The organism is Acinetobacter sp. AOR43_HL, assembly GCF_027854635.1.
GTDB classification, from domain to species: Bacteria; Pseudomonadota; Gammaproteobacteria; order Pseudomonadales; family Moraxellaceae; genus Acinetobacter; species Acinetobacter pittii.
Window position 1 is genome coordinate 577,752 of the sequence record NZ_JAKTHX010000029.1, and the last position, 18,900, is coordinate 596,651.

The 18,900-nt window shown below is 36.5% G+C and carries 17 protein-coding genes; 13 read left to right on the plus strand and 4 right to left on the minus strand.

Translation table 11 applies throughout. From position 1 onward, the window contains the following. Position 1 precedes the first annotated feature (1 nt). The 6 genes from pqqC (at position 2) to MKL33_RS14670 (ending at position 4,505) form a co-directional block, all read left to right on the plus strand. The gene (gene pqqC / locus MKL33_RS14645; RefSeq protein WP_270907248.1) at positions 2-760 is read left to right on the plus strand and encodes a pyrroloquinoline-quinone synthase PqqC; all 759 of its coding nucleotides are present in this window, start codon (positions 2-4) and stop codon (positions 758-760) included. Next, positions 757-1,041: a pyrroloquinoline quinone biosynthesis peptide chaperone PqqD gene (pqqD, locus tag MKL33_RS14650; protein ID WP_004792407.1), complete on the plus strand. Its 285-nt coding sequence runs from the start codon at positions 757-759 to the stop codon at positions 1,039-1,041. Before pqqC ends, pqqD begins: the two co-directional genes overlap by 4 nt. Continuing rightward, complete coding sequence (gene pqqE / locus MKL33_RS14655; protein WP_270907249.1) at positions 1,038-2,192, plus strand: pyrroloquinoline quinone biosynthesis protein PqqE; 1,155 nt, start codon at positions 1,038-1,040, stop codon at positions 2,190-2,192. Before pqqD ends, pqqE begins: the two co-directional genes overlap by 4 nt. Positions 2,193-2,207: 15 nt before the next feature. Continuing rightward, positions 2,208-3,260 carry a dipeptidase gene (locus MKL33_RS14660; protein WP_270907250.1) on the plus strand — a complete coding sequence of 351 codons (1,053 nt, stop codon included), beginning with the start codon at positions 2,208-2,210 and terminating at the stop codon, positions 3,258-3,260. A 579-nt stretch (positions 3,261-3,839) separates the two neighbouring features. Beyond that, positions 3,840-4,016: a hypothetical protein gene (locus MKL33_RS14665; RefSeq protein ID WP_002113575.1), complete on the plus strand. Its 177-nt coding sequence runs from the start codon at positions 3,840-3,842 to the stop codon at positions 4,014-4,016. Positions 4,017-4,268: 252 nt separating this feature from the next. After that, positions 4,269-4,505: a hypothetical protein gene (locus MKL33_RS14670; protein ID WP_016806236.1), complete on the plus strand. Its 237-nt coding sequence runs from the start codon at positions 4,269-4,271 to the stop codon at positions 4,503-4,505. Positions 4,506-4,585: 80 nt separating this feature from the next. On the opposite strand, the gene MKL33_RS14675 is transcribed toward MKL33_RS14670, so the two are convergent. Further along, the gene (locus MKL33_RS14675; protein ID WP_270907251.1) at positions 4,586-7,693 is read right to left on the minus strand and encodes an efflux RND transporter permease subunit; all 3,108 of its coding nucleotides are present in this window, start codon (positions 7,691-7,693) and stop codon (positions 4,586-4,588) included. After that, positions 7,690-8,856 (minus strand): efflux RND transporter periplasmic adaptor subunit, encoded by a 1,167-nt coding sequence (locus MKL33_RS14680; protein WP_151302556.1) that lies wholly within the window; start codon positions 8,854-8,856, stop codon positions 7,690-7,692. Before MKL33_RS14680 ends, MKL33_RS14675 begins: the two co-directional genes overlap by 4 nt. Before the next feature lie 143 nt (positions 8,857-8,999). On the opposite strand from MKL33_RS14680, the gene adeR reads away from it, so the two are divergent. The 3 genes from adeR to MKL33_RS14695 all read left to right on the plus strand — a co-directional run bounded on the left by adeR (position 9,000) and on the right by MKL33_RS14695 (position 11,492). Beyond that, positions 9,000-9,731: an efflux system response regulator transcription factor AdeR gene (adeR, locus tag MKL33_RS14685; RefSeq protein ID WP_202724095.1), complete on the plus strand. Its 732-nt coding sequence runs from the start codon at positions 9,000-9,002 to the stop codon at positions 9,729-9,731. Continuing rightward, the gene (gene adeS, locus MKL33_RS14690) at positions 9,721-10,785 is read left to right on the plus strand and encodes a two-component sensor histidine kinase AdeS (protein ID WP_032003636.1); all 1,065 of its coding nucleotides are present in this window, start codon (positions 9,721-9,723) and stop codon (positions 10,783-10,785) included. Before adeR ends, adeS begins: the two co-directional genes overlap by 11 nt. A gap of 119 nt (positions 10,786-10,904) precedes the next feature. After that, a complete protein-coding gene (locus MKL33_RS14695) occupies positions 10,905-11,492 on the plus strand; it encodes a uracil-DNA glycosylase family protein (protein WP_270907252.1) in 588 nt (195 codons plus the stop codon). Between the two features lie 17 nt (positions 11,493-11,509). Here the strand turns inward: MKL33_RS14695 and MKL33_RS14700 are convergent, their stop codons facing one another. Beyond that, entirely contained in the window at positions 11,510-13,099 is a 1,590-nt protein-coding gene (locus MKL33_RS14700) for a phospholipase D family protein (RefSeq protein WP_086395242.1), read from the minus strand. A gap of 189 nt (positions 13,100-13,288) precedes the next feature. Between MKL33_RS14700 and MKL33_RS14705 the strand changes: the two genes are divergently transcribed. The 3 genes from MKL33_RS14705 (at position 13,289) to MKL33_RS14715 (ending at position 15,502) form a co-directional block, all read left to right on the plus strand. Next, a complete protein-coding gene (locus tag MKL33_RS14705; RefSeq protein WP_270907290.1) occupies positions 13,289-13,723 on the plus strand; it encodes a GFA family protein in 435 nt (144 codons plus the stop codon). 187 nt (positions 13,724-13,910) lie between these two features. After that, a complete protein-coding gene (locus tag MKL33_RS14710) occupies positions 13,911-14,366 on the plus strand; it encodes a hypothetical protein (protein ID WP_057070835.1) in 456 nt (151 codons plus the stop codon). 830 nt (positions 14,367-15,196) lie between these two features. Then, positions 15,197-15,502, plus strand: coding sequence for a hypothetical protein (locus tag MKL33_RS14715; protein ID WP_057070836.1), 306 nt, complete (start codon positions 15,197-15,199; stop codon positions 15,500-15,502). Between the two features lie 65 nt (positions 15,503-15,567). Here MKL33_RS14715 and MKL33_RS14720 read toward each other — a convergent pair whose 3' ends face one another. Further along, positions 15,568-16,725: a catalase family protein gene (locus MKL33_RS14720; RefSeq protein WP_119685205.1), complete on the minus strand. Its 1,158-nt coding sequence runs from the start codon at positions 16,723-16,725 to the stop codon at positions 15,568-15,570. Between the two features lie 183 nt (positions 16,726-16,908). Between MKL33_RS14720 and MKL33_RS14725 the strand changes: the two genes are divergently transcribed. Then, entirely contained in the window at positions 16,909-18,780 is a 1,872-nt protein-coding gene (locus tag MKL33_RS14725) for a non-contractile tail sheath protein (protein ID WP_213074439.1), read from the plus strand. Positions 18,781-18,900: the final 120 nt, after the last annotated feature.

Here is an 18,900-nt window from a genome sequence, read left to right on the forward strand (position 1 = left end):
CATGACTCAAACACCTGAAGCTTTAACGACTGAACAATTCAAACAAGCTATTATCGATAAAGGCCAGTATTATCATATTTATCACCCATTTCACGTGATGATGTATGAAGGTAAAGCCACCCAGCAACAAATTCAGGCTTGGGTTGCAAACCGATATTACTATCAAATTAATATTCCGCTTAAAGATGCGGCGATTATGGCGAATTGCCCTGATCAACGAGTCCGTCAAGAATGGATTCAACGCATGATCGATCAAGATGGTGAATATCCAGATGGCGGTGGTCGGGAAGCATGGCTACGGTTAGCTGAAGCTGTGGGCTTGAGTCGTGAACAAGTTATTTCTGAAGAGTTAGTTTTACCGGGCGTTCGCTTCGCGGTAGATGCCTATGTAAACTTTGCACGCCGTGCATCATGGCGTGAAGCAGCAAGCAGCTCTTTAACTGAACTTTTTGCCCCACAGATTCATCAGTCACGACTTGATTCATGGCCGCATCATTATCCATGGATTGATGATAAAGGCTATGAGTATTTTCGTTCTCGTTTGAGTCAGGCACGCCGTGACGTTGAACATGGTTTAACGATTACGCTTGATTCATTTACAACTCATGAACAACAAGAACGAATGCTTGAAATATTGCAGTTTAAGCTGGATATTTTATGGAGCATTTTAGATGCTTTAACTTTGGCATATGTTCACAATGAAGCACCGTATCACAGCGTGACAAGCAAACGAGTTTGGCACAAAGGACTATTTAAATGAATAAAGAGCAGTTTGATTTAAACCTTGTGCCAACATGGCGACAAGGTTACCGTTTTCAGTTCGAGCCAGCTCAAAATGGTTTTGTGATTTTATATCCTGAAGGTATGATCAAATTAAATGAAAGTGCAGGGGCAATTGGACAATATATTGATGGGCAGCAAAATGTTTCTGCAATTATTGCTCAGTTAAAGCAAAAATTTGGTGATATTGCTGAGATTGATCAGGATGTAGTGGATTACATGCTGGTCGCAAAGCAGCAACACTGGATTGATTTAGTATGACAGAAGGTGTTGGCCTGCCTTTATGGTTATTAGCGGAGTTAACTTATCGTTGTCCGCTACAATGCCCATATTGCTCAAACCCATTAGACTACGCTCAGCATAAATATGAGCTAACCACCCAAGAGTGGTTTGACGTTTTTGATCAGGCACGTCAAATGGGTGCTGTTCAACTCGGCTTTTCTGGTGGTGAACCACTGGTACGTCAAGATTTAGAACAACTCGTTGCACATGCTCATCAGCAAGGGTTTTATACCAACCTCATTACCTCAGGCATGGGTCTTACCGAACAACGTATTGCTGATCTAAAACAAGCGGGCTTAGACCACATTCAAGTGAGCTTTCAAGCTAGCGACCCTGTGGTGAATGATGCCTTGGCAGGTTCAAAACATGCTTTTGAACAAAAATATGAAATGTGCCGATTGGTTAAGAAATACGATTATCCAATGGTGCTTAACTTTGTTATTCATCGACATAACATTGACCAGATTGAACAAATTATTGAACTTTGCCTTGAACTCAATGCAGATACAGTCGAGCTAGCGATTTGTCAGTTTTATGGCTGGGCTTTTTTAAACCGCCAAGGTTTATTACCCACACAAGAGCAACTGACACGAGCTGAACGGATTACCAATGAATATCGAGAAAAATTAAAAGCGCAAAATCACCCTTGCAAACTCATTTTTGTAGTGCCTGATTATTATGAAGAACGACCAAAAGCCTGTATGAATGGCTGGGGTAAAATCTTCTTTACGGTTGCTCCAGATGGTATGGCCCTACCTTGCCACGCAGCACGACAACTGCCCATTTCGTTTCCAAATGTCCGCGAACATAAATTGTCAGATATATGGTACAAGTCAACTGGATTTAATCATTTCCGTGGCGATGCATGGATGCCAGAAGGGTGCCGTAGCTGTCCCGATAAAGAACGTGACTTTGGCGGATGTCGTTGTCAGGCCTATATGTTGACTGGAGATGCGGCTAATGCCGATCCTGTATGTGGGAAATCGCCGTATCATCAAATGATTGAACAAGCACGGGCAGAAAGTCAGTTGGCTGCACCTTTGCAAAATTTAGTATTTCGTAATAGTAGAAACTCTAAATCTTTAAGCACCACCCAAAATATTCCAGTCCACACGATTACAGATATATAGCAAGTAGGAATACTCATGGAGCCTCGCCATATTCCAGTTTTTGATGGACATAATGACGCATTAACACGTTTATGGCTAAGTGACCATCCAGATCCTGTACATGCTTTTATTCATGACCGTTTAGCTGGCCATCTTGATTTAAAACGCTGTCAAGAAGCTGGTTTTACTGGAGGAATGTTTGCGATTTTTTTACCTCCATATGGCTATGTGCAACAGCATCATTCCAATAAATTATTTGATCAGAATGCTTCTGATTTTACCCAACAGCAAATTGAACAAATTTGTTTAGAACAACTCGATTTAGCTCACCAGCTTGCTCAGTATTCTAAAAATATTAAAATCTGCACATCGGTTCAAGATATTCAGGATTGCCGGGCAGAGAAAAAGCTAGCAATTGTATTGCATATGGAAGGTGCTGAAGCTTTACAGCAAAATCCTGATTTACTCAATGTATTTTATGAAAGAGGCTTGCGTAGTATTGGCCCACTTTGGAATAGACCTAGCCGCTTTGGGCATGGTTTAAATGCTAAGTTTCCTCACTCACCTGACACAGGAGCAGGTCTCACGAGTGATGGCAAAGATTTTATAAGACGCTGTGCTGATAAAAAGATGGTGATTGATGTTTCACATATGAATGAGAAAGCTTTTTGGAATACTGTAGATATATTGCAGCAGCCAATTGTAGCAACCCATTCTAATGTGCATGCCTTATGTCCCCAAGCACGCAATTTAACTGACCCACAACTCAAAGCAATCCGAGAAAGTAAAGGGATGGTGGGGGTAAATTTCGATGTCGCTTTTTTACGGTCGGATGGACAACGAAATGCAGATACATCGATTGATGTAATTTTGGAACATTTAGAATATTTAATGGATCATTTGGGCGAAGAACATGTGGGCTTTGGTTCAGACTTCGATGGTGCACTTATAGGTACTGAACTTGAAGATGTGACAGGCCTACATCGCTTAATTGAACGTATGCAACAGCGTGGTTATTCAAAAACACTGATTGAAAATATATGTCTTAATAATTGGGTGAGGGTGCTTTATAGAATTTTTGGTCAATAATGAATGACTAAACAGAGTTAATCTACAGAATCATAACTATTTTTTTATTGGCCGAAATGACTAAAAAAAATACAAATAGTTTAATTGTCAACCATTCGGTATATTCACTACACTCAACCTTACTGAATGTAAGAACATTTGGTATTTCAGGTCTTTTGTGGTTTTCACATCACCCATTTCTTTATGAGAAGTAGAAATGGGTTTTTTCTTATCCTAATTATATAAACGTGACAGTCATCACAATAATCGCTAATTATTGGTAAAAACCCTCAATCCCATCTTGACTAAAAGTTCAGCATTAAATACATTTGTAATGTATTTTTAAAGATAATAAGATTGCCTAAAGCGATTCATAATACTGCTTAATCCTGAAATACAGTGAAAAGCCTATTCTTTTTTAGAATAGGCTTTTTGCTTTGTATCAAAATTTATTTTTCGGGATTATTTTTCTCTTCAATTAACATAAAAAATAAACACCTTACAAAAGCGGATCAAATCAAAGCCGTTAAATAACAAATTTTATGCTATTAATTTAAGCTAATTTCTCAAAAGTTACTCCATTAATCGAAGAGGTGCAAAATGTTAAAGTCAATTATAGTATTGGGAACAGGTATCGCGATTGGGATGTGTATGTACAAGAAAAAGCAAAAAAATAGCAAAAGCTTTACCACAGATAGTGATACAGACTCATTGATTAGTAAAGACACTGCTAAAAATAAAGATGATGGTTCGCTGGATAACGCAGTACAAGTTTAGAATTAAATAAAAAGGGTTCAGTTAATGAACCCTTTAATTTTGATTAAAAGTAAATTTTTTAATAAGTAATATTTACATTGAATAGATTAACTTAAAAATAATATTTAAATTAAATAATCACTCAACTATTCATTTAATTATTACAAAAATATGATTAGAACAAAGAAAACACTTTCATTATTAAAATTTACATATTGTATCAGTGCAATCTTTATTATTGTCGATGCGGATAATAAAAAAATGGAGACTAGTATGTCAAAACGCCATATCTTAAAAGAAGTGAATGCTAAAAGTATGTGTGGTATGGAAATCGTTGTCGAACAAATTTATGAAAATATCAATGAAAAAAACTTTATAGACGTTGAATTGGAACAGAGCTGGTTACCACTTTCTAAAATTGTGATTTCGGATAAAGTCATCAATTTAGATCCAGATAATAGCTTTGCTCATCCAAGAACAGGTAAAGTCTTTAAAGTCCTTAATTCTTAATCGTTTTCCTGTCAGTAGACTTTTCATATTTCTAAGTCATTGAGGCGAAACATAGATACGTTTCGCCTCAATCCATTTAACTAAGAATTAATTTTCTTTTTGGAAAATAGTTTCTCTGCGGCTCCCAACACAAAAATAAAGAACACGGGAACAAAAAAGATGGCCAAGATGGTGGCAGATATCATACCTCCAAATACCCCTGTACCTAATGCATGCTGAGTTTCCGAACTTGCTCCAGTTGCAATGACCAATGGGATAACACCACAAGTAAAGGCAAGGGAAGTCATCAAAATTGGGCGTAGACGTAACTTTGCTGCTGCAACGGCTGCTTCAATTAAAGTCATGCCTTCTTCTTTGAGCATCTTTGCGAACTCAACAATTAAGATCGCATTTTTGGCAGATAAACCAATAATAGTGATAAGACCAATTTTGAAGAAAATATCGTTTGGCATTTCTCTTAACATAATGGCCATTACCGCACCAAAGATTCCTAAGGGAACAACAAGCATGACAGATAACGGAATTGACCAACTTTCATAAAGTGCAGCTAGAACTAAAAATACGACTAACATTGATAAAGCAATAAGGAATACCATTTGAGATTCAGATTGCTTTTCTTGTAATGAAATACCTGTCCACTCATAACCAATACCTTGAGGAAGTTTAGCAATTAGCTTTTCCATTTCTCGCATCGCATCACCTGAAGATACCCCTATGTTAGGCACTCCAGCGATACTTAATGATGGTCGGCCATTGTAGCGATTATATTGCTGCGGCAACTTATTCCACTGAGGAATCACGACCTCAGATAAAGACACCAGTTGTCCGTTTGCGCCTGCAACCTTCAAACTCAAGATATCTTTTAAATGCATTCGTGATTTTGCATTGGCTTGAACAATAACTTGCTGCATTCTGCCTTGATTTGGAAAATCATTGATATACATCGATCCCATTGAGGTCGAAATAATATCTGAAACAGAAGCAAAGCTTACTCCTAGAGTGTTTAGTTTTTCGCGGTCGATCTTCAAGCTAATATTGTCACCTTGAGGTAGACCTTCTGGGTAAACCATGTAAAATTTTTTGTTTTGGGCCGCCATTTCCATAAGCTTTTCTTGCGCCGAAATTAAAGCAGGCATTCCTAAGTTTGCTTTGTCTTGTAAACGTAAACTAAAGCCTGAAGATGTACCCAATTCATCAATGGCCGGAGGAAGTACAGACATAGTTGTACCTTCTTTACTGTTTGCCATTTCTGCATTTATGAAGTTGGTATAGTCAGTAGTAGATTTATCACGCTCACCAAAATCTTTTAAGGTTGTAAAAGCGAGTGCAACGTTTTGGCCAGCGCCACTAAATCCCCAACCCATAATTGAAATATTGCTTTTAACATCCGACTGCTCATTTAAATGGCCTTCAAAATCTTTCACAATTTTTGTTGTACGTTCAGCAGTCGCATCTGAAGGTAATTGGAAAGACGTTAAAAACCAGCCTTGATCTTCCTCTGGCATAAAAGCAGTTGGCCAATATTTCATACCTGCACAAGTTAAACCTGTAATCACCACAAAAATAATTAAAGTCGGAATAGTATGTTTAACGACTTTAAGTAAAATCGCTTCATATTTTTTTGTGACTTTATCAAAGCTACGATCAAACCATGCATAAAAACCTTTCTTTTGATGATTTGCATCAACAGGTTTTAATAAGGTTGCACAAAGTGCAGGGGTGAGTGTTAAAGCTAAAAATGCCGAGAATAAAATTGAGACTGACATCGTAATGGTAAATTGGCGGTAAATAATACCGACCGAACCACTTGCTAAAGCCATTGGTAAAAATACGGCTGCCAACACCAAGGTAATACCAATAATCGGACTGGTAATCTCTGTCATGGCTTTAGAAGTCGCTTCTTTAGGAGATAGACCTTCGGTTGCCATAATTCGTTCTACATTCTCAACGACTACAATCGCGTCATCGACAATAATCCCGATCGCAAGCACCATACCGAACATAGTTAACACATTAATTGAGTAACCGGTTAAAAGCATGATGGTAAAGGTGCCAAGCAGGGCAATTGGAGCGACAATCGCAGGAATTAAGGTATAGCGAACATTATGAAGAAATAGATACATCACAATGAAGACCAAAACCATGGCTTCAATTAATGTATGAACTACCTTTTCTATCGAAATTTTAACAAAAGGAGCAGTATCGTAAGGAACGCTAAATTGCATGCCTTCAGGTAAATTTACTTTTAATTCTTCGAGTTTCTGTTTTACCGCATCTGCTGTTTTTACTGCATTTGCACCAGGGCTCAACTGAATAGCTGCAGCTGTTGCAGGTTTACCATTTTCTAAAATCGCAAAATTATATGACTGAGCTCCCATTTCTACATCGGCGACATCCGACAACTTAATATTGGCGCCGCTAATATTGCTCTTTAGACTAATATTTTTGAACTGCTCTACATTTTCAAGCTGTCCTTGAGCGGATAAAGGTATGGTAATTAATTGACCATTAACTAGAGGACGGTCACCAAGTCTACCTGGTGCAATATCGATATTATTGTTACGAATCGCATTATTTACATCACTAATCGATAGACCATAAGAAACTAATTTATTTGGATCTACCCAAATTCGCATCGCTTTTTCAGCACCAAATGACTGAATTTTTCCGACACCTTCAACACGTTTAAGCTCTTCGACCACATTACGAACCAGATAATCACTCAAATCGACTTCTGAATAACGATGGTTAGGTGAGTTTAAACCAACAAGCATTAAAAAGCCTGAGGAAGATGCCTCTACAGCTAAGCCTTGTTGGCGGACGACTTGGGGTAAGCGTGCTTCAACCGCTTTAATTTTGTTTTGTACGTCGACTTGTGCCATATCCACATCGGTACCGGGTTTAAATGTCGCGGTAATTTCAGCGGTTCCTGAAGAATCCGTTGTAGCACTATAGTAGAGTAAGTTTTTTACTCCTGACATTTCCCGTTCAATGAGGGTAATCACACTATCATTAATCGTTTTGGGAGTAGCGCCAGGATAACTTGCTGTAATGTTTACTTCGGGTGGAGCGACACTCGGAAAGCGTGCAATGGGTAGCTTTGGAATACTCAGCACACCAAATAGAATAATAAAAATTGCAATTACCCATGCAAAAACAGGACGGCGAATAAAGAATTGAGACATCATTTAGCATCTCCTTGCTTCACCGTATTTTCTGTTGAAGCCGCTTTCCATGCTGAAATGGCCAGTTTTTGGTTGGGCTGAATACGCTCTATACCTTCAACAACAACTTTGTCGCCTGCTTTCAGCCCTTTATTGATGAGATAAAACTGCTCATATTGTTGCCCTAACTCTACTGAGCGAACATCTGCACCACCTTTAGCATTCACTACATAAACTTGAGGATCGCCATTCATATTGCGCTGAATAGCTTGTTCTGGCACGAGTAAGGCCTGAGGAACCGAAGCACGCTCAATATTAACGCGGACATACATACCCGGCAGTAATTTTCTTTCAGGATTGGTCACTTCAATACGAATGGTGACATCCCCAGTTTCAGGGTCCACATTAATATCTTCAAACAGCATTTTTGCTGTAACGTTATAGGGCTGTCCCAAACTATTCAAAATCTGTACAGCTTTTTGATTGTTGGCAGATAACTCACCACTTTGTAGAGCCGCCTGTAGGCGCTCATATTCTCCAATAGACTGCTTTACATCGACATAAACGCGGTCAATTTGTTGAATAGTCGCCATAGTATTGCTATCAGCCTGACTAACCAAAGCGCCTTCCGTTACGAATGATTTACCAATACGTCCGGAAATCGGTGCTCGCACTGTCGCATACTGTAAATTAAGATTTTGTCGAGCTAATAATGCTTTCATTTGAGCAACATCTGCAATCGCTTGTCGATATTGCGCTTCGATATTACTTACTTCTTGCTTGCTAATCGCATTACTTGGTAAAAGTTGCTGATAACGCTCAAGTTGTATTTTTAAGCGGTTTACTTCTGCTTCAGCTTTATTTAAACCCGCTCGATTACTATTTACATCAGCCTCAAATGTTTCTGAGTTTATTTTATATAGAGGTTGTCCAGCTTTAACTTCACTACCTTGAGCGAATAAAACTTTTTCGATAATACCGCCAACTTGAGGACGAATTTCGGCAGTTCTGAAAGCGTGAACGCGCGCCGGTAGATTTTCACTAAAGTTAATAGACTGCGGTTGAATTGAAATAACGGTAACCTTAGCCGTAGATACTTGTGTTTGATCACTTACTTGTTCATTGCCACAGCCGTTTAACACAAAAACGAAAGATAAAACGAATGGAACTAAAAAATGCTTTTGCACTTTTATAACACCTAATGGACTTCTAGATGCTGGCATTATTTTTGATGTGTGTGTAACCAAAATCACGAATATGTGGAAAAAGTGTGGAGATCTATCAAAAAATACGCGTATGATAAATCAAATTTTTCCCGCGTCTTATTGCTATGTTCGAGTCAACCTTTACGTTTAATTGTCAGGATAAGCTTATTCTCGTTGTAGAAGATGAATATGATATTGGCGATATTATTGAACATTATCTTAAGCGTGAGGGTATGCGTGTTGTACGGGCCATGAATGGTAAGCAGGCAATTGAAATACACGCAGCGCAGCCTATTGATCTGGTGATTCTCGATATAAAAATGCCGGAACTGAGCGGGTGGGAAGTACTGAATAAAATTCGGCAAAAAGCAGCAACACCAGTCATTATGCTTACGGCTTTAGATCAAGAAATTGATAAAGTCATGGCTTTAAGAATTGGAGCAGACGACTTTGTCGTAAAACCCTTTAATCCAAATGAAGTGGTCGCACGTGTACAAGCAGTACTAAGACGTACTCAACAAAACCAGCAAACTCCCAGCCGAAATCTGATTTATAAAAATATTGAGGTGAATACCGAAATTCATACTGCTTACATCCATTCGGGCGATCAAAAACAAACACTCAATTTAACTCTAACTGAGTACAAAATTTTATTACTGATGTTACCGCATCCTCATAAAGTCTTTACTCGTTCAGAGCTCATGAATCAGTGTCTACCAGATCGAGATGCATTAGAACGTACGGTCGATAGTCACGTCAGTAAGCTACGAAAGAAAATAGAAGATCTGGGTTTACGAAATATGCTCATTAATGTTCGTGGTGTAGGCTACAGGTTGGATCATCCACATGAAAAATAAAACGGGAATTAGTAAGCAACTGATTATTGCACTGAGTTTTACCAGCCTAAGTGTTACGCTGAGTTCGCTAATTTTAGGTTATGGCACCTACTATGTTGCAATTGAAGTAGGGCTTATATCTCTCGAAAAGCTGAAAGAAAGTGATGAGTTCTTCCACTATCTAGATGGTATATGGTTATTCGCCGTGCTTTTGTTTGGCACAGCATTATCAATTATTTTAGGCATTAAGCTTGCTCAACGCTTTATCGTGCCTATTAATCTATTAGCAGATGCAGCAAAGAAAATTAGTCATGGCGATTTAAGCGCACGAGTTGAAAAACCGATGCATCATTCTTCTGAAATTGGTGAGCTTATGGATAATTTTAATGATATGGCTCAAAAACTAGAGACCTCAGTTGAAAATGCTCATGTCTGGAATGCCGCAATTGCACATGAGTTAAGAACGCCAGTCACCATTTTGCAAGGTAGGTTGCAGGGAATTATTGATGGTGTTTTTGAAGCTGACCCTATTTTATTTAAAAACTTACTGAATCAAGTAGAAGGTCTTTCAAACCTAGTCGAAGATTTACGTACATTGAGTCTTTTTGAAAACCAACAGCTTAGACTTAACCTCGAAACGATTTGTTTTAATGAAACTGCTCACAAAGTCGTGCACATGTTTGAAGAAAAATTAGAAAAAGCTCAGCTTAAAGTCATTTTCGATATTGAAGCGCCAAAAGTTGAGTGTGATCAACGGCGAATTGAACAGATTTTAATTGCTTTACTGGATAACGCTACACGTTATGCAAATCCGGGAAAGTTAATTGTTTCAACGAGACAAGAACAAACTAGCTGGATTCTTGAAATAGAAGATGAAGGACCTGGCATTTCAGCTGAGCATCGCAAAGATTTATTTAACCCTTTTTTCAGGTTAGAACAATCAAGAAATAAAGAGTTAGGCGGCACTGGGTTAGGTCTTTCGGTTGTACAAGCTCTTGTCATTGCCCATAAAGGTCAAGTCGATTATTTAAATCAACATTCACATAGTATTTTTAAAATAAGTATTCCTCAATAATGATCGCTTTTGTACAACCTTTAACGCTTTAATTAAGAGAAATTGCATTTCATGACTCGTGATTAACTAAAAAATAGGTTAATTTGTTTATAAAATTTTTAAGTAAATACTGATTTTTTATGATAATTGAGATAGAAACTCATCCACTTGAGCCATTTTTACCTGATAATGCCCGTTTATTAATGTTGGGCAGTTTTCCACCGCCACGTAATAAATGGAAGATGGATTTTTACTATCCTAATTTCCAAAATGATATGTGGCGTATTTTCGGTTTAATTTTTTTCCAAGACAAAACTTACTTTTTAAGTGAAAGCCAAAAAAATTTTAATGAAGAACGTATTCGAAACTTCTTGATTGAAACTGGTATTGCAATCTTTGATACCGCTTATCAAATTAAGCGGTTGAAAGGGAATGCCGCAGATAAATTTCTTGAAATAGTAACACCAACAGATCTTGCTGTTTTGCTTCAGCAGATTCCTCTATGTCAAACCATTATGACCACAGGCGATAAAGCGACTGATACTTTAATATCAGTTTTACCAGAACACACCGAAAAACCGCTTATAGGAATGTCTACCTCGACTTACTTTGCTGGACGAAATATTAATTTATATCGTCTACCATCTTCTTCTAGAGCATATCCATTAGCGCTAGAGAAGAAAGCAGAGGCTTATCAAAAATTCTTTAAAGAGATAGGCATTTTATAAGTAAACTTGAAATGCTGTTACATCATCCATTCAACTGGCAGATATGAAACAGCTTTAATCATGGTACGTTGGAAAAGGCTCGTATCTGGATCTTTTTCATATTCAACAATCTTTCCATCCGACTGATAATCTAACCAAACAATTTTGCCTTCACTATTTAACTTAAGCTGGTAAGCAACTTGAGGTAAGTGCTGATCGAGCATGACCGAAATTTGCGCTTGTAATTGACTCGACTCAATAACCAGACCGACCTCAGTATTTAAGTAAGTCGAACGAGGATCAAAGTTAAACGAACCAATAAATACTTTACCGTCTACATCAAAAAACTTGGCATGTAAGCTCGATTTATTTTTACCTTTAGCAGGGATCACACTTCCAGTCACCACTTCATACCAAGTTCTGCGTCTGCGTTCTAAAAAGGGCTTAAACTCAAATAGTTCTACACCACTTTTAAGCATCTCGACTCGATATTGACTATAAAAGGCATGCACAATTGCCACGTCATTTGCAGCAAAAGAGTTGGTTAAAACCCTGACTTTAACACCTTGCACCTTGAGTTGCTTTAAATAGTAAGTGCCTTGTTGGGTAGGAACAAAATAAGCAGAAGCTAATTCAATATGCTGCTTTGGTTCACCCATAATCTTTAGGACTTGCCCATAAAGCATTTCTTCTTTAGCGGCCAGTCCTAAGATTTTTTTAGGTGAATCGGCAACAAAATATGCTTTTGACCACTGGATTGGATAGTGCTCTAAAAGTTCTTTTAAATAGCTTTGAGCATCGTAAAGCTTATCTTCAGTTTGAGTATGATTTTCACTTTCATGAATTAAATCATGGTAGTGCTGCCTTAGTGTTTGCAAATGGTGAACAGCACATGTTCCCACCAGCTCAGTAGCATTTTGACTTAAATCACTTTGCCAAAAATCATTAAAGACAGACTGTGCATGTTGTACGGTATGTCCATAAAATAAAATATCTAGATCTGTAAACTGAAATTTACTACTTGCGTCAAAATATTCACTACTAATATTTCGACCGCCTGTTACCGCAATCACGCCATCCGCAATAATTAACTTATTATGCATGCGATGGTTTACTTTTTTGAACCGAAAAATATAGTCTAAAATTCTTAAATATCTAAACTTGTATGGATTAAATAATCGAATTTCAAAATTGGGGTGGTGGAGAAGGCTTCTAAGAACTCCATCCAGCTTTACTCCATTTTGATCATCAATGAGTAACCGAACTTTTACACCACGATCTGCCGCCGTTAGTAACTCGTGCAGCATTAAGTTTCCAACAAAATCATTGGTCCAAATATAATATTGTAAATCGATTTTTTCTTTTGCATTTCTAATCAGATACATACGAGAAGCGATACTGATAAAGGCATCATCTAATGCCACAAAAGCAGTCAGTCCTTGTTCTGTTTTTTTTGTAGCTTGCTCATCATTCAACCAATTAAAGCTATTCGTCACTATATCATTCTCATCAGGGTCGTATGTACCGTTATACGAAGGTGTATGTGTAAAGCCCCAAGCATTTAATGCCATACTACTATACTGCTGATAAATTTGATTAATCATGTAAGCTTTTAAAGTCGCATCCAAGATAAGCACATCACAGCATTTTTATATTCAATTTATATGTCAAAATTCATATTAAACGTTATAAATACATTCTGCCAAGCCTCAACGCTAGCAATTCTTTATTTTTATAGAGATATATCTATTTAAAAATATAAAGTTAAATTTAACCCTTTTATGCCTAATGCTATATTCAATATTATTTTTTTAAGGATGCCTGAGATGAGCCACGTGGGTTCTTGTCTGTGCCATGAAGTCAAATTTTCAGTTACTAAGAGAATAAATACTGTCTATCATTGCCACTGTAGTCTCTGCCGTAAACAAACCGGAACCGGGGCAAACGCAGCAACATTAGTAAATAAGGATAAATTTGAGTGGTTATCAGGTTTAGAACTTGTCCGCACCTATAAAAAAGAAACAGGCTTCACATCTTCATTTTGCAGTCAATGTGGGTCACCAGTACCTAACTTAGTAGGCACTACTGATTTTATGTGGATTCCATTAGGTTTATTAGATCAAGATATTACTGTGCTAAAAAAGCTTAATTTTTGTATCGTTTCAAAGTCAAATTGGGTAAACACAATAGATGCAGATGAATCTTACGATGAACTTCCAACTTTAAATGAACTAAACATATTGTTTGATTAAAGAATTTTTAAAAATGAGACTTAGTCTGCATTAAATTTAATTTTTTCGGATGGTTATGCTTGTAGGTTTCACAAAAACACACTAATTACAATTGGCAGTACAACAATTACATTAGAAAACATGATATCTATCATACTTCCTTAAAGGGCTGAGTGAGTAGCTTAATAATAAAAGGGAGAAAATAGAGATGCCACAATATTTAATCATCGCTGAGAATGTATATAAAAAGATTGAGGACAAAAATTTATTTTCAGAAAGCTCGGCAGAAAACTTAAATCAATTAGTTGGTGTAATTCGTAATGAAATTAAAGGCACCAAATTTAAACTTAAATACAATTTTATAGATTTTGAGGAATGTCTAACCAAGCCCTTAGAGGAGTGTGCCATTAAGTTAGACATGAGCCTTATGCCTAAATATAAAAATAAAGACGAATATATACTTTGGCTCGCGGGTTTTATTGAAAGAATTACGACAGGAGGTGAGGCGAAGCTTCCGCCGATCTCAAAATTTATTCCTCCAGACTTTAAGTTTAATTATGAGGAACCACCCAAAGTATCCTCTTCTACACAAGATGGTGGAGAGATGATCATTAATTATTTCAAATCAGATGCCTTTAATAAAATTATAAGCCAAGAAAAATAAGTACATAAAAAATATAGAAGTGATCGTCCACTACACTTCTATATCTCGCTGTAAATTCAGCAACCGCCTACTGGGGCGGTTTTTTAATTTTATCCACCTTATTCATAAAAAATATATTGTTATAACTTTTCACAAAAGTTTGCATAACGCACAGAATCAGTCTCATTGGCCTAAAAACAGATACAACCTTCAATGTTAATTTTAAATTTACTTAACTATCGTTTGGAGATAAGTATGTTCAAGGCTATGTTTTTCTTTAGTGCTGGTGCTGTTTTCGGATACTGCTGTAAACACAAGGAGGATAAAGCTAAAGAGGAAAACTCATCAAAATAAGCTAAGTGCATTCATAAAGAACTTACTAATGAGTTGGTTTTTTATAAGGAGGTGTCTATGCTCCACAACCTTAGACAAGTTTTTTGTATTCATGTCTGGGAATATGACTTTGATATTACTCATGACGAAATTAAAGAATGCAGAAAATGTGGGAAAATTCATAAAATCAAGAGTTTCCCTAAATTTACTTAAGATATAAATTTTTACTTTTAGTCTTAAGTGAATATTAAAAATTAAATAGGCTTAATATATTTAATATTGAGCCTATTTAATATAAAACTTAATTAATTATCCTGAGATAAGGTTAAAAAACCAACTAATTTAATCAGAATAAAATCCCAAACAAATCACATTTTAAATCAATAAAACAGTTATATTACACATAACTTATCAATTAAAATTAAAAATACAGAAACAATTTAATAAAAATTAAAAACTTATTTTTATAGCTTTCATCTTATACTTATATTTTACAAATAATTAATAAGGAGATAGAAATGCCAAAATACTTACTATTAGCAGAAAAAATTAATAAAAATATTAAAAGTTCTTATTCAAACAATCATTTTAGAAATTTAAATAATCTTATTGTAGAAATAAAAAAAGCTATTGCAGGCACTGAACTAAAGTTTTTATATAACTTTGTGAACTTCGAAGGTGTTGTTATTAGTGTAAAAAATGAACTCCCTATTAAGCTAGATATGAGTTTGATTCCAAAGCATAAAAGCGAAGATGACTTCATTTTATGGTTGGCAGATTTTATTGATCGAATCACTATCGATACAACCAAAAATCTCCCTTAAAAGAAACAATTGCAAACTCTCATCTTTAGAAAAATTTTTACACCAAACTACAATGGCTAAAGTATTTAAGGTTCTTGTCTAAGAACTGAATTCATATCATGTCGAACTCTGCTGATGTTTTCATAAATGACTTTACGCATTCGGTTTACTGCGCCTAATGGTTTATGCTCAGGTAGGGCATGCCAAGGTGTAAAAGACAGATTCTCACAAAACTTATTTTGTTCTGGTGTGTCAAAGTTCTGCTTGGGAATATGAATAGTTGCTACTTGATAGAAAGGAGCTGCTTTTTCATCCCATTCTGTCATTGAGTCTTCTACCAACATTTGATTTGAAGTTCGTGGTTGAATAAGAAATTCCATACAAGCATCTGTACTTTGCAAAGTTTTCTTTAAAGCTTCTCTTAAAAAATCATGACTAGGATTCTTGGGTAGATTGTTTGGCTGCATTGAACAAGCACGTACTGAATATTTAACTGCTTGTCGATCATTGCCAAGTCCTAACTGATAGGGAACCATAGACCAATAACGTGCGTATAATGGATTTGCAATTTGTGAATTACGTGCTCCAAGAGCATTCATTGTTCCCTTAAAACCTAACGCAAATGGAATGTGAAGTTTTCTGACCATATTATGGCTATTCACGTCATTCATAAAAGAAAGATATCGTTTAGCATCATTCGCAAAAAAGACTGGATGATTAATCATAATAAAATCTTGAGTGGTTGCTTGCTTTTCACTTTCTAAAATTTTCTGTCCAGACACACCTAAAATTTTTATTGCGATGCCACGTGCATCTTTTTTAATGTCGGCATTAGAGGCGTCATTTGAAGCATTAGAAAAACGAATCCATGCTTGATAACTTCGATCTGGAATAAACATTCCTTTAGCAAACTGGACAGGTATATTTTTTGAGACATGAAAATCGGCACGAACACAACCATGCGCCTTAGGATGTGCATCACGTAAAGCATTTCCAGCCGTATACTGTTCCCGAATTGACTTTTCAATGACTTGAGCTATGTTTTGAGCGAGCAACTCTTCGTTAGGCTGTATCTTTTCTCCTAATGCTGTGTCGATCTCTGGATAAGCGTTACTTTCCGAAAAGGTCTTTGCGGGTGACGTTGTGTTGGAATATAAAGTTTCAGTACAACCTGATAATGCAAATACAAGAGGAGTAAATAAAAACAAACCTTTAAAATTTATAGGCTGTATAAAAGTTGCCATTTATTAACTCCTCAGTGTAAAAATATTTTAGGATAATATTAAGATTTCATGTTTAATTTTATTTTAAACTTTATGAAAAATATAAACTGTAAATAATTTAAACGTCATTGTTACTTATCTGAACAATAAAATAGGAATTATTATTTAATATAAAACCTCTTAATACATTAAGAGAATGTAGACATGATAAATAACTCACAGAATGTACAAAATAATACTAATACATCACCTCGTCCAATCACTCAGAATACACTTATTGATCGGTTTAGCCCTATTTATTGGAGAATAGACGGCCCGCAAACGATGTCTTTCGCCATTACGAACTATGGAAATGGTTTTGAAGCATCTTTTAGATCACGTATGACAAATGATTTGGTTGGAATTACTTGGGATTCTTATGACACTAAAGATCATAAATTTTTAGCGTATCAAACCAAATATAGCTATGCAGGGGTAGTGTGGGATTTTGATATTGAATTATCGGCTTCTATGCCAGTGCTAAACAATCCAAGTTTAACGCCCACTTTAACGGTGTACTACAATGAAAATGGCGTAAATAAAATTGCATATATTGTTCTATTTAATTACGCAAATAATCCTTCCTCGCGAACGGCGCATATTCGTATTAATTGGGATACAGTAAAAGCAGGCTTCTCTGCTACAGATAGCTTTCCGGTAACCAATATTCAGCGAATTTCATTTTCTGGCTTTACCAGTGACTATAATGGTCAAACTGCTATACCTTTAAGTCAACCAAAAGATGGCTACATTCGTCTCACCAACTCCGTTGTAACTGGAACAAATGCAAAGTTAAATTTGAGCCGTGTAGTTGTGCCACAGCACAATTATGGCATCTGCACCAGCTATGATGACCACTATGACTTAAACCCGCAACGCCTAGTCAACAATATGGTCGCTTTGGGATACCAGGGTTTCGTTAACCACTATTGTGGAATGTCGCATTATCCAGAAATGACATGGAAAAGCGATATTAATAAATGGCAAATACCTGATACGTTGGTGACAGGCGAGGCGGTCGTTAACTCATGCACTCGTAAATGGCATGAGAAATATGCTCAGGCTTTGCATAGTGCCAGTTTGCAACCCATTTTTGGGGTCAGCTTTGAAATGTATTCCTTGGGCGCCAATGAATATTGGGCACAGCGTGACTGGAACAGTAATTTAGGTAAAACAGGCTACCAACCACCGAGCTATTTTTTTAGTTTAAGTCATCAGAATGCTTTGGCATATTTACATAAAGTCTTTATTGAGTTTGCAGATGCAATGGTAGTGAGTGGATGCGATGTAAATATGCAGATTGGTGAACCTTGGTGGTGGTATAACACTGACACCAATCTACCTTGTGTGTATGACTACCCAACAAAATTGGCTTTTAATGCAGATACAGGATTATATGCACCAGATTTAGGTACTATTTATGAGGCAATGAATAAAACAGGAACGCCATATGATGAGTTTAAAACATGGCTTAGGAATAAATTAGGTCAAACCTGTCAAAATATTCGTACCGTGATCAAAGCAAAATATTCCAGTGCCAAAGTTAGCCCGCTCATTTTCTTTCCTTCCATTCAATCTCCAATTCAGACTTTAGCTACTTATATTAACTATCCAAGCCAACATTATTCATATCCTAATTTTGATTACATGATGACAGAAGCTTATGACTGGTTGCTAGAAGCTCGCTTAGACTTGGCACATCAGGCAGTTTCCCAAATACCTATACAAGGGTTAGGCTATCCTGCCAATAAAGTCATTTATTTATCTGGTTTTGTTCCTGATGCATCTATTGCTTATATTTATGGATTTGACAAAACCAAACCTTATCGAACACCCATTTGGCAACGAATTTTTGGTGACATGAAAAACAATGTTTCTTTAGGGTTAATGAAGCAATTTATCTGGGCATATCCACAAGTTATGTATGATTCAATTACGATTGATACCACTCAAGCACCAAATGGCTTCTTTGTTGAAAATACGCTTTATTCTCCAATTAGTGATAACACACCATATCCACCAGATATTTACCTCTAAGTAAAAACAAGCTGCTTATAAGCTAATGATTTGATAAGAAACCTCTTCAACTAAGAGGTTTTCTTCTTTTTTAAATGTAGGCTTGCTTAGATGTATCTGACTGGCTATGCTGTGATGGAT

Coding starts and splice junctions, on each gene's coding strand:
- adeR (WP_202724095.1), top strand. CDS start 9,000: ATGTTCGAGTCAACCTTTACGTTTAATTGTCAGGATAAGCTTATTCTC.
- MKL33_RS14715 (WP_057070836.1), top strand. CDS start 15,197: ATGCCAAAATACTTACTATTAGCAGAAAAAATTAATAAAAATATTAAA.
- MKL33_RS14695 (WP_270907252.1), top strand. CDS start 10,905: ATGATAATTGAGATAGAAACTCATCCACTTGAGCCATTTTTACCTGAT.
- MKL33_RS14725 (WP_213074439.1), top strand. CDS start 16,909: ATGATAAATAACTCACAGAATGTACAAAATAATACTAATACATCACCT.
- adeS (WP_032003636.1), top strand. CDS start 9,721: ATGAAAAATAAAACGGGAATTAGTAAGCAACTGATTATTGCACTGAGT.
- pqqD (WP_004792407.1), top strand. CDS start 757: ATGAATAAAGAGCAGTTTGATTTAAACCTTGTGCCAACATGGCGACAA.
- MKL33_RS14665 (WP_002113575.1), top strand. CDS start 3,840: ATGTTAAAGTCAATTATAGTATTGGGAACAGGTATCGCGATTGGGATG.
- MKL33_RS14720 (WP_119685205.1), bottom strand. CDS start 16,725: ATGGCAACTTTTATACAGCCTATAAATTTTAAAGGTTTGTTTTTATTT.
- pqqE (WP_270907249.1), top strand. CDS start 1,038: ATGACAGAAGGTGTTGGCCTGCCTTTATGGTTATTAGCGGAGTTAACT.
- MKL33_RS14660 (WP_270907250.1), top strand. CDS start 2,208: ATGGAGCCTCGCCATATTCCAGTTTTTGATGGACATAATGACGCATTA.
- MKL33_RS14705 (WP_270907290.1), top strand. CDS start 13,289: ATGCCTGAGATGAGCCACGTGGGTTCTTGTCTGTGCCATGAAGTCAAA.
- MKL33_RS14670 (WP_016806236.1), top strand. CDS start 4,269: ATGTCAAAACGCCATATCTTAAAAGAAGTGAATGCTAAAAGTATGTGT.
- MKL33_RS14710 (WP_057070835.1), top strand. CDS start 13,911: ATGCCACAATATTTAATCATCGCTGAGAATGTATATAAAAAGATTGAG.
- pqqC (WP_270907248.1), top strand. CDS start 2: ATGACTCAAACACCTGAAGCTTTAACGACTGAACAATTCAAACAAGCT.
- MKL33_RS14675 (WP_270907251.1), bottom strand. CDS start 7,693: ATGATGTCTCAATTCTTTATTCGCCGTCCTGTTTTTGCATGGGTAATT.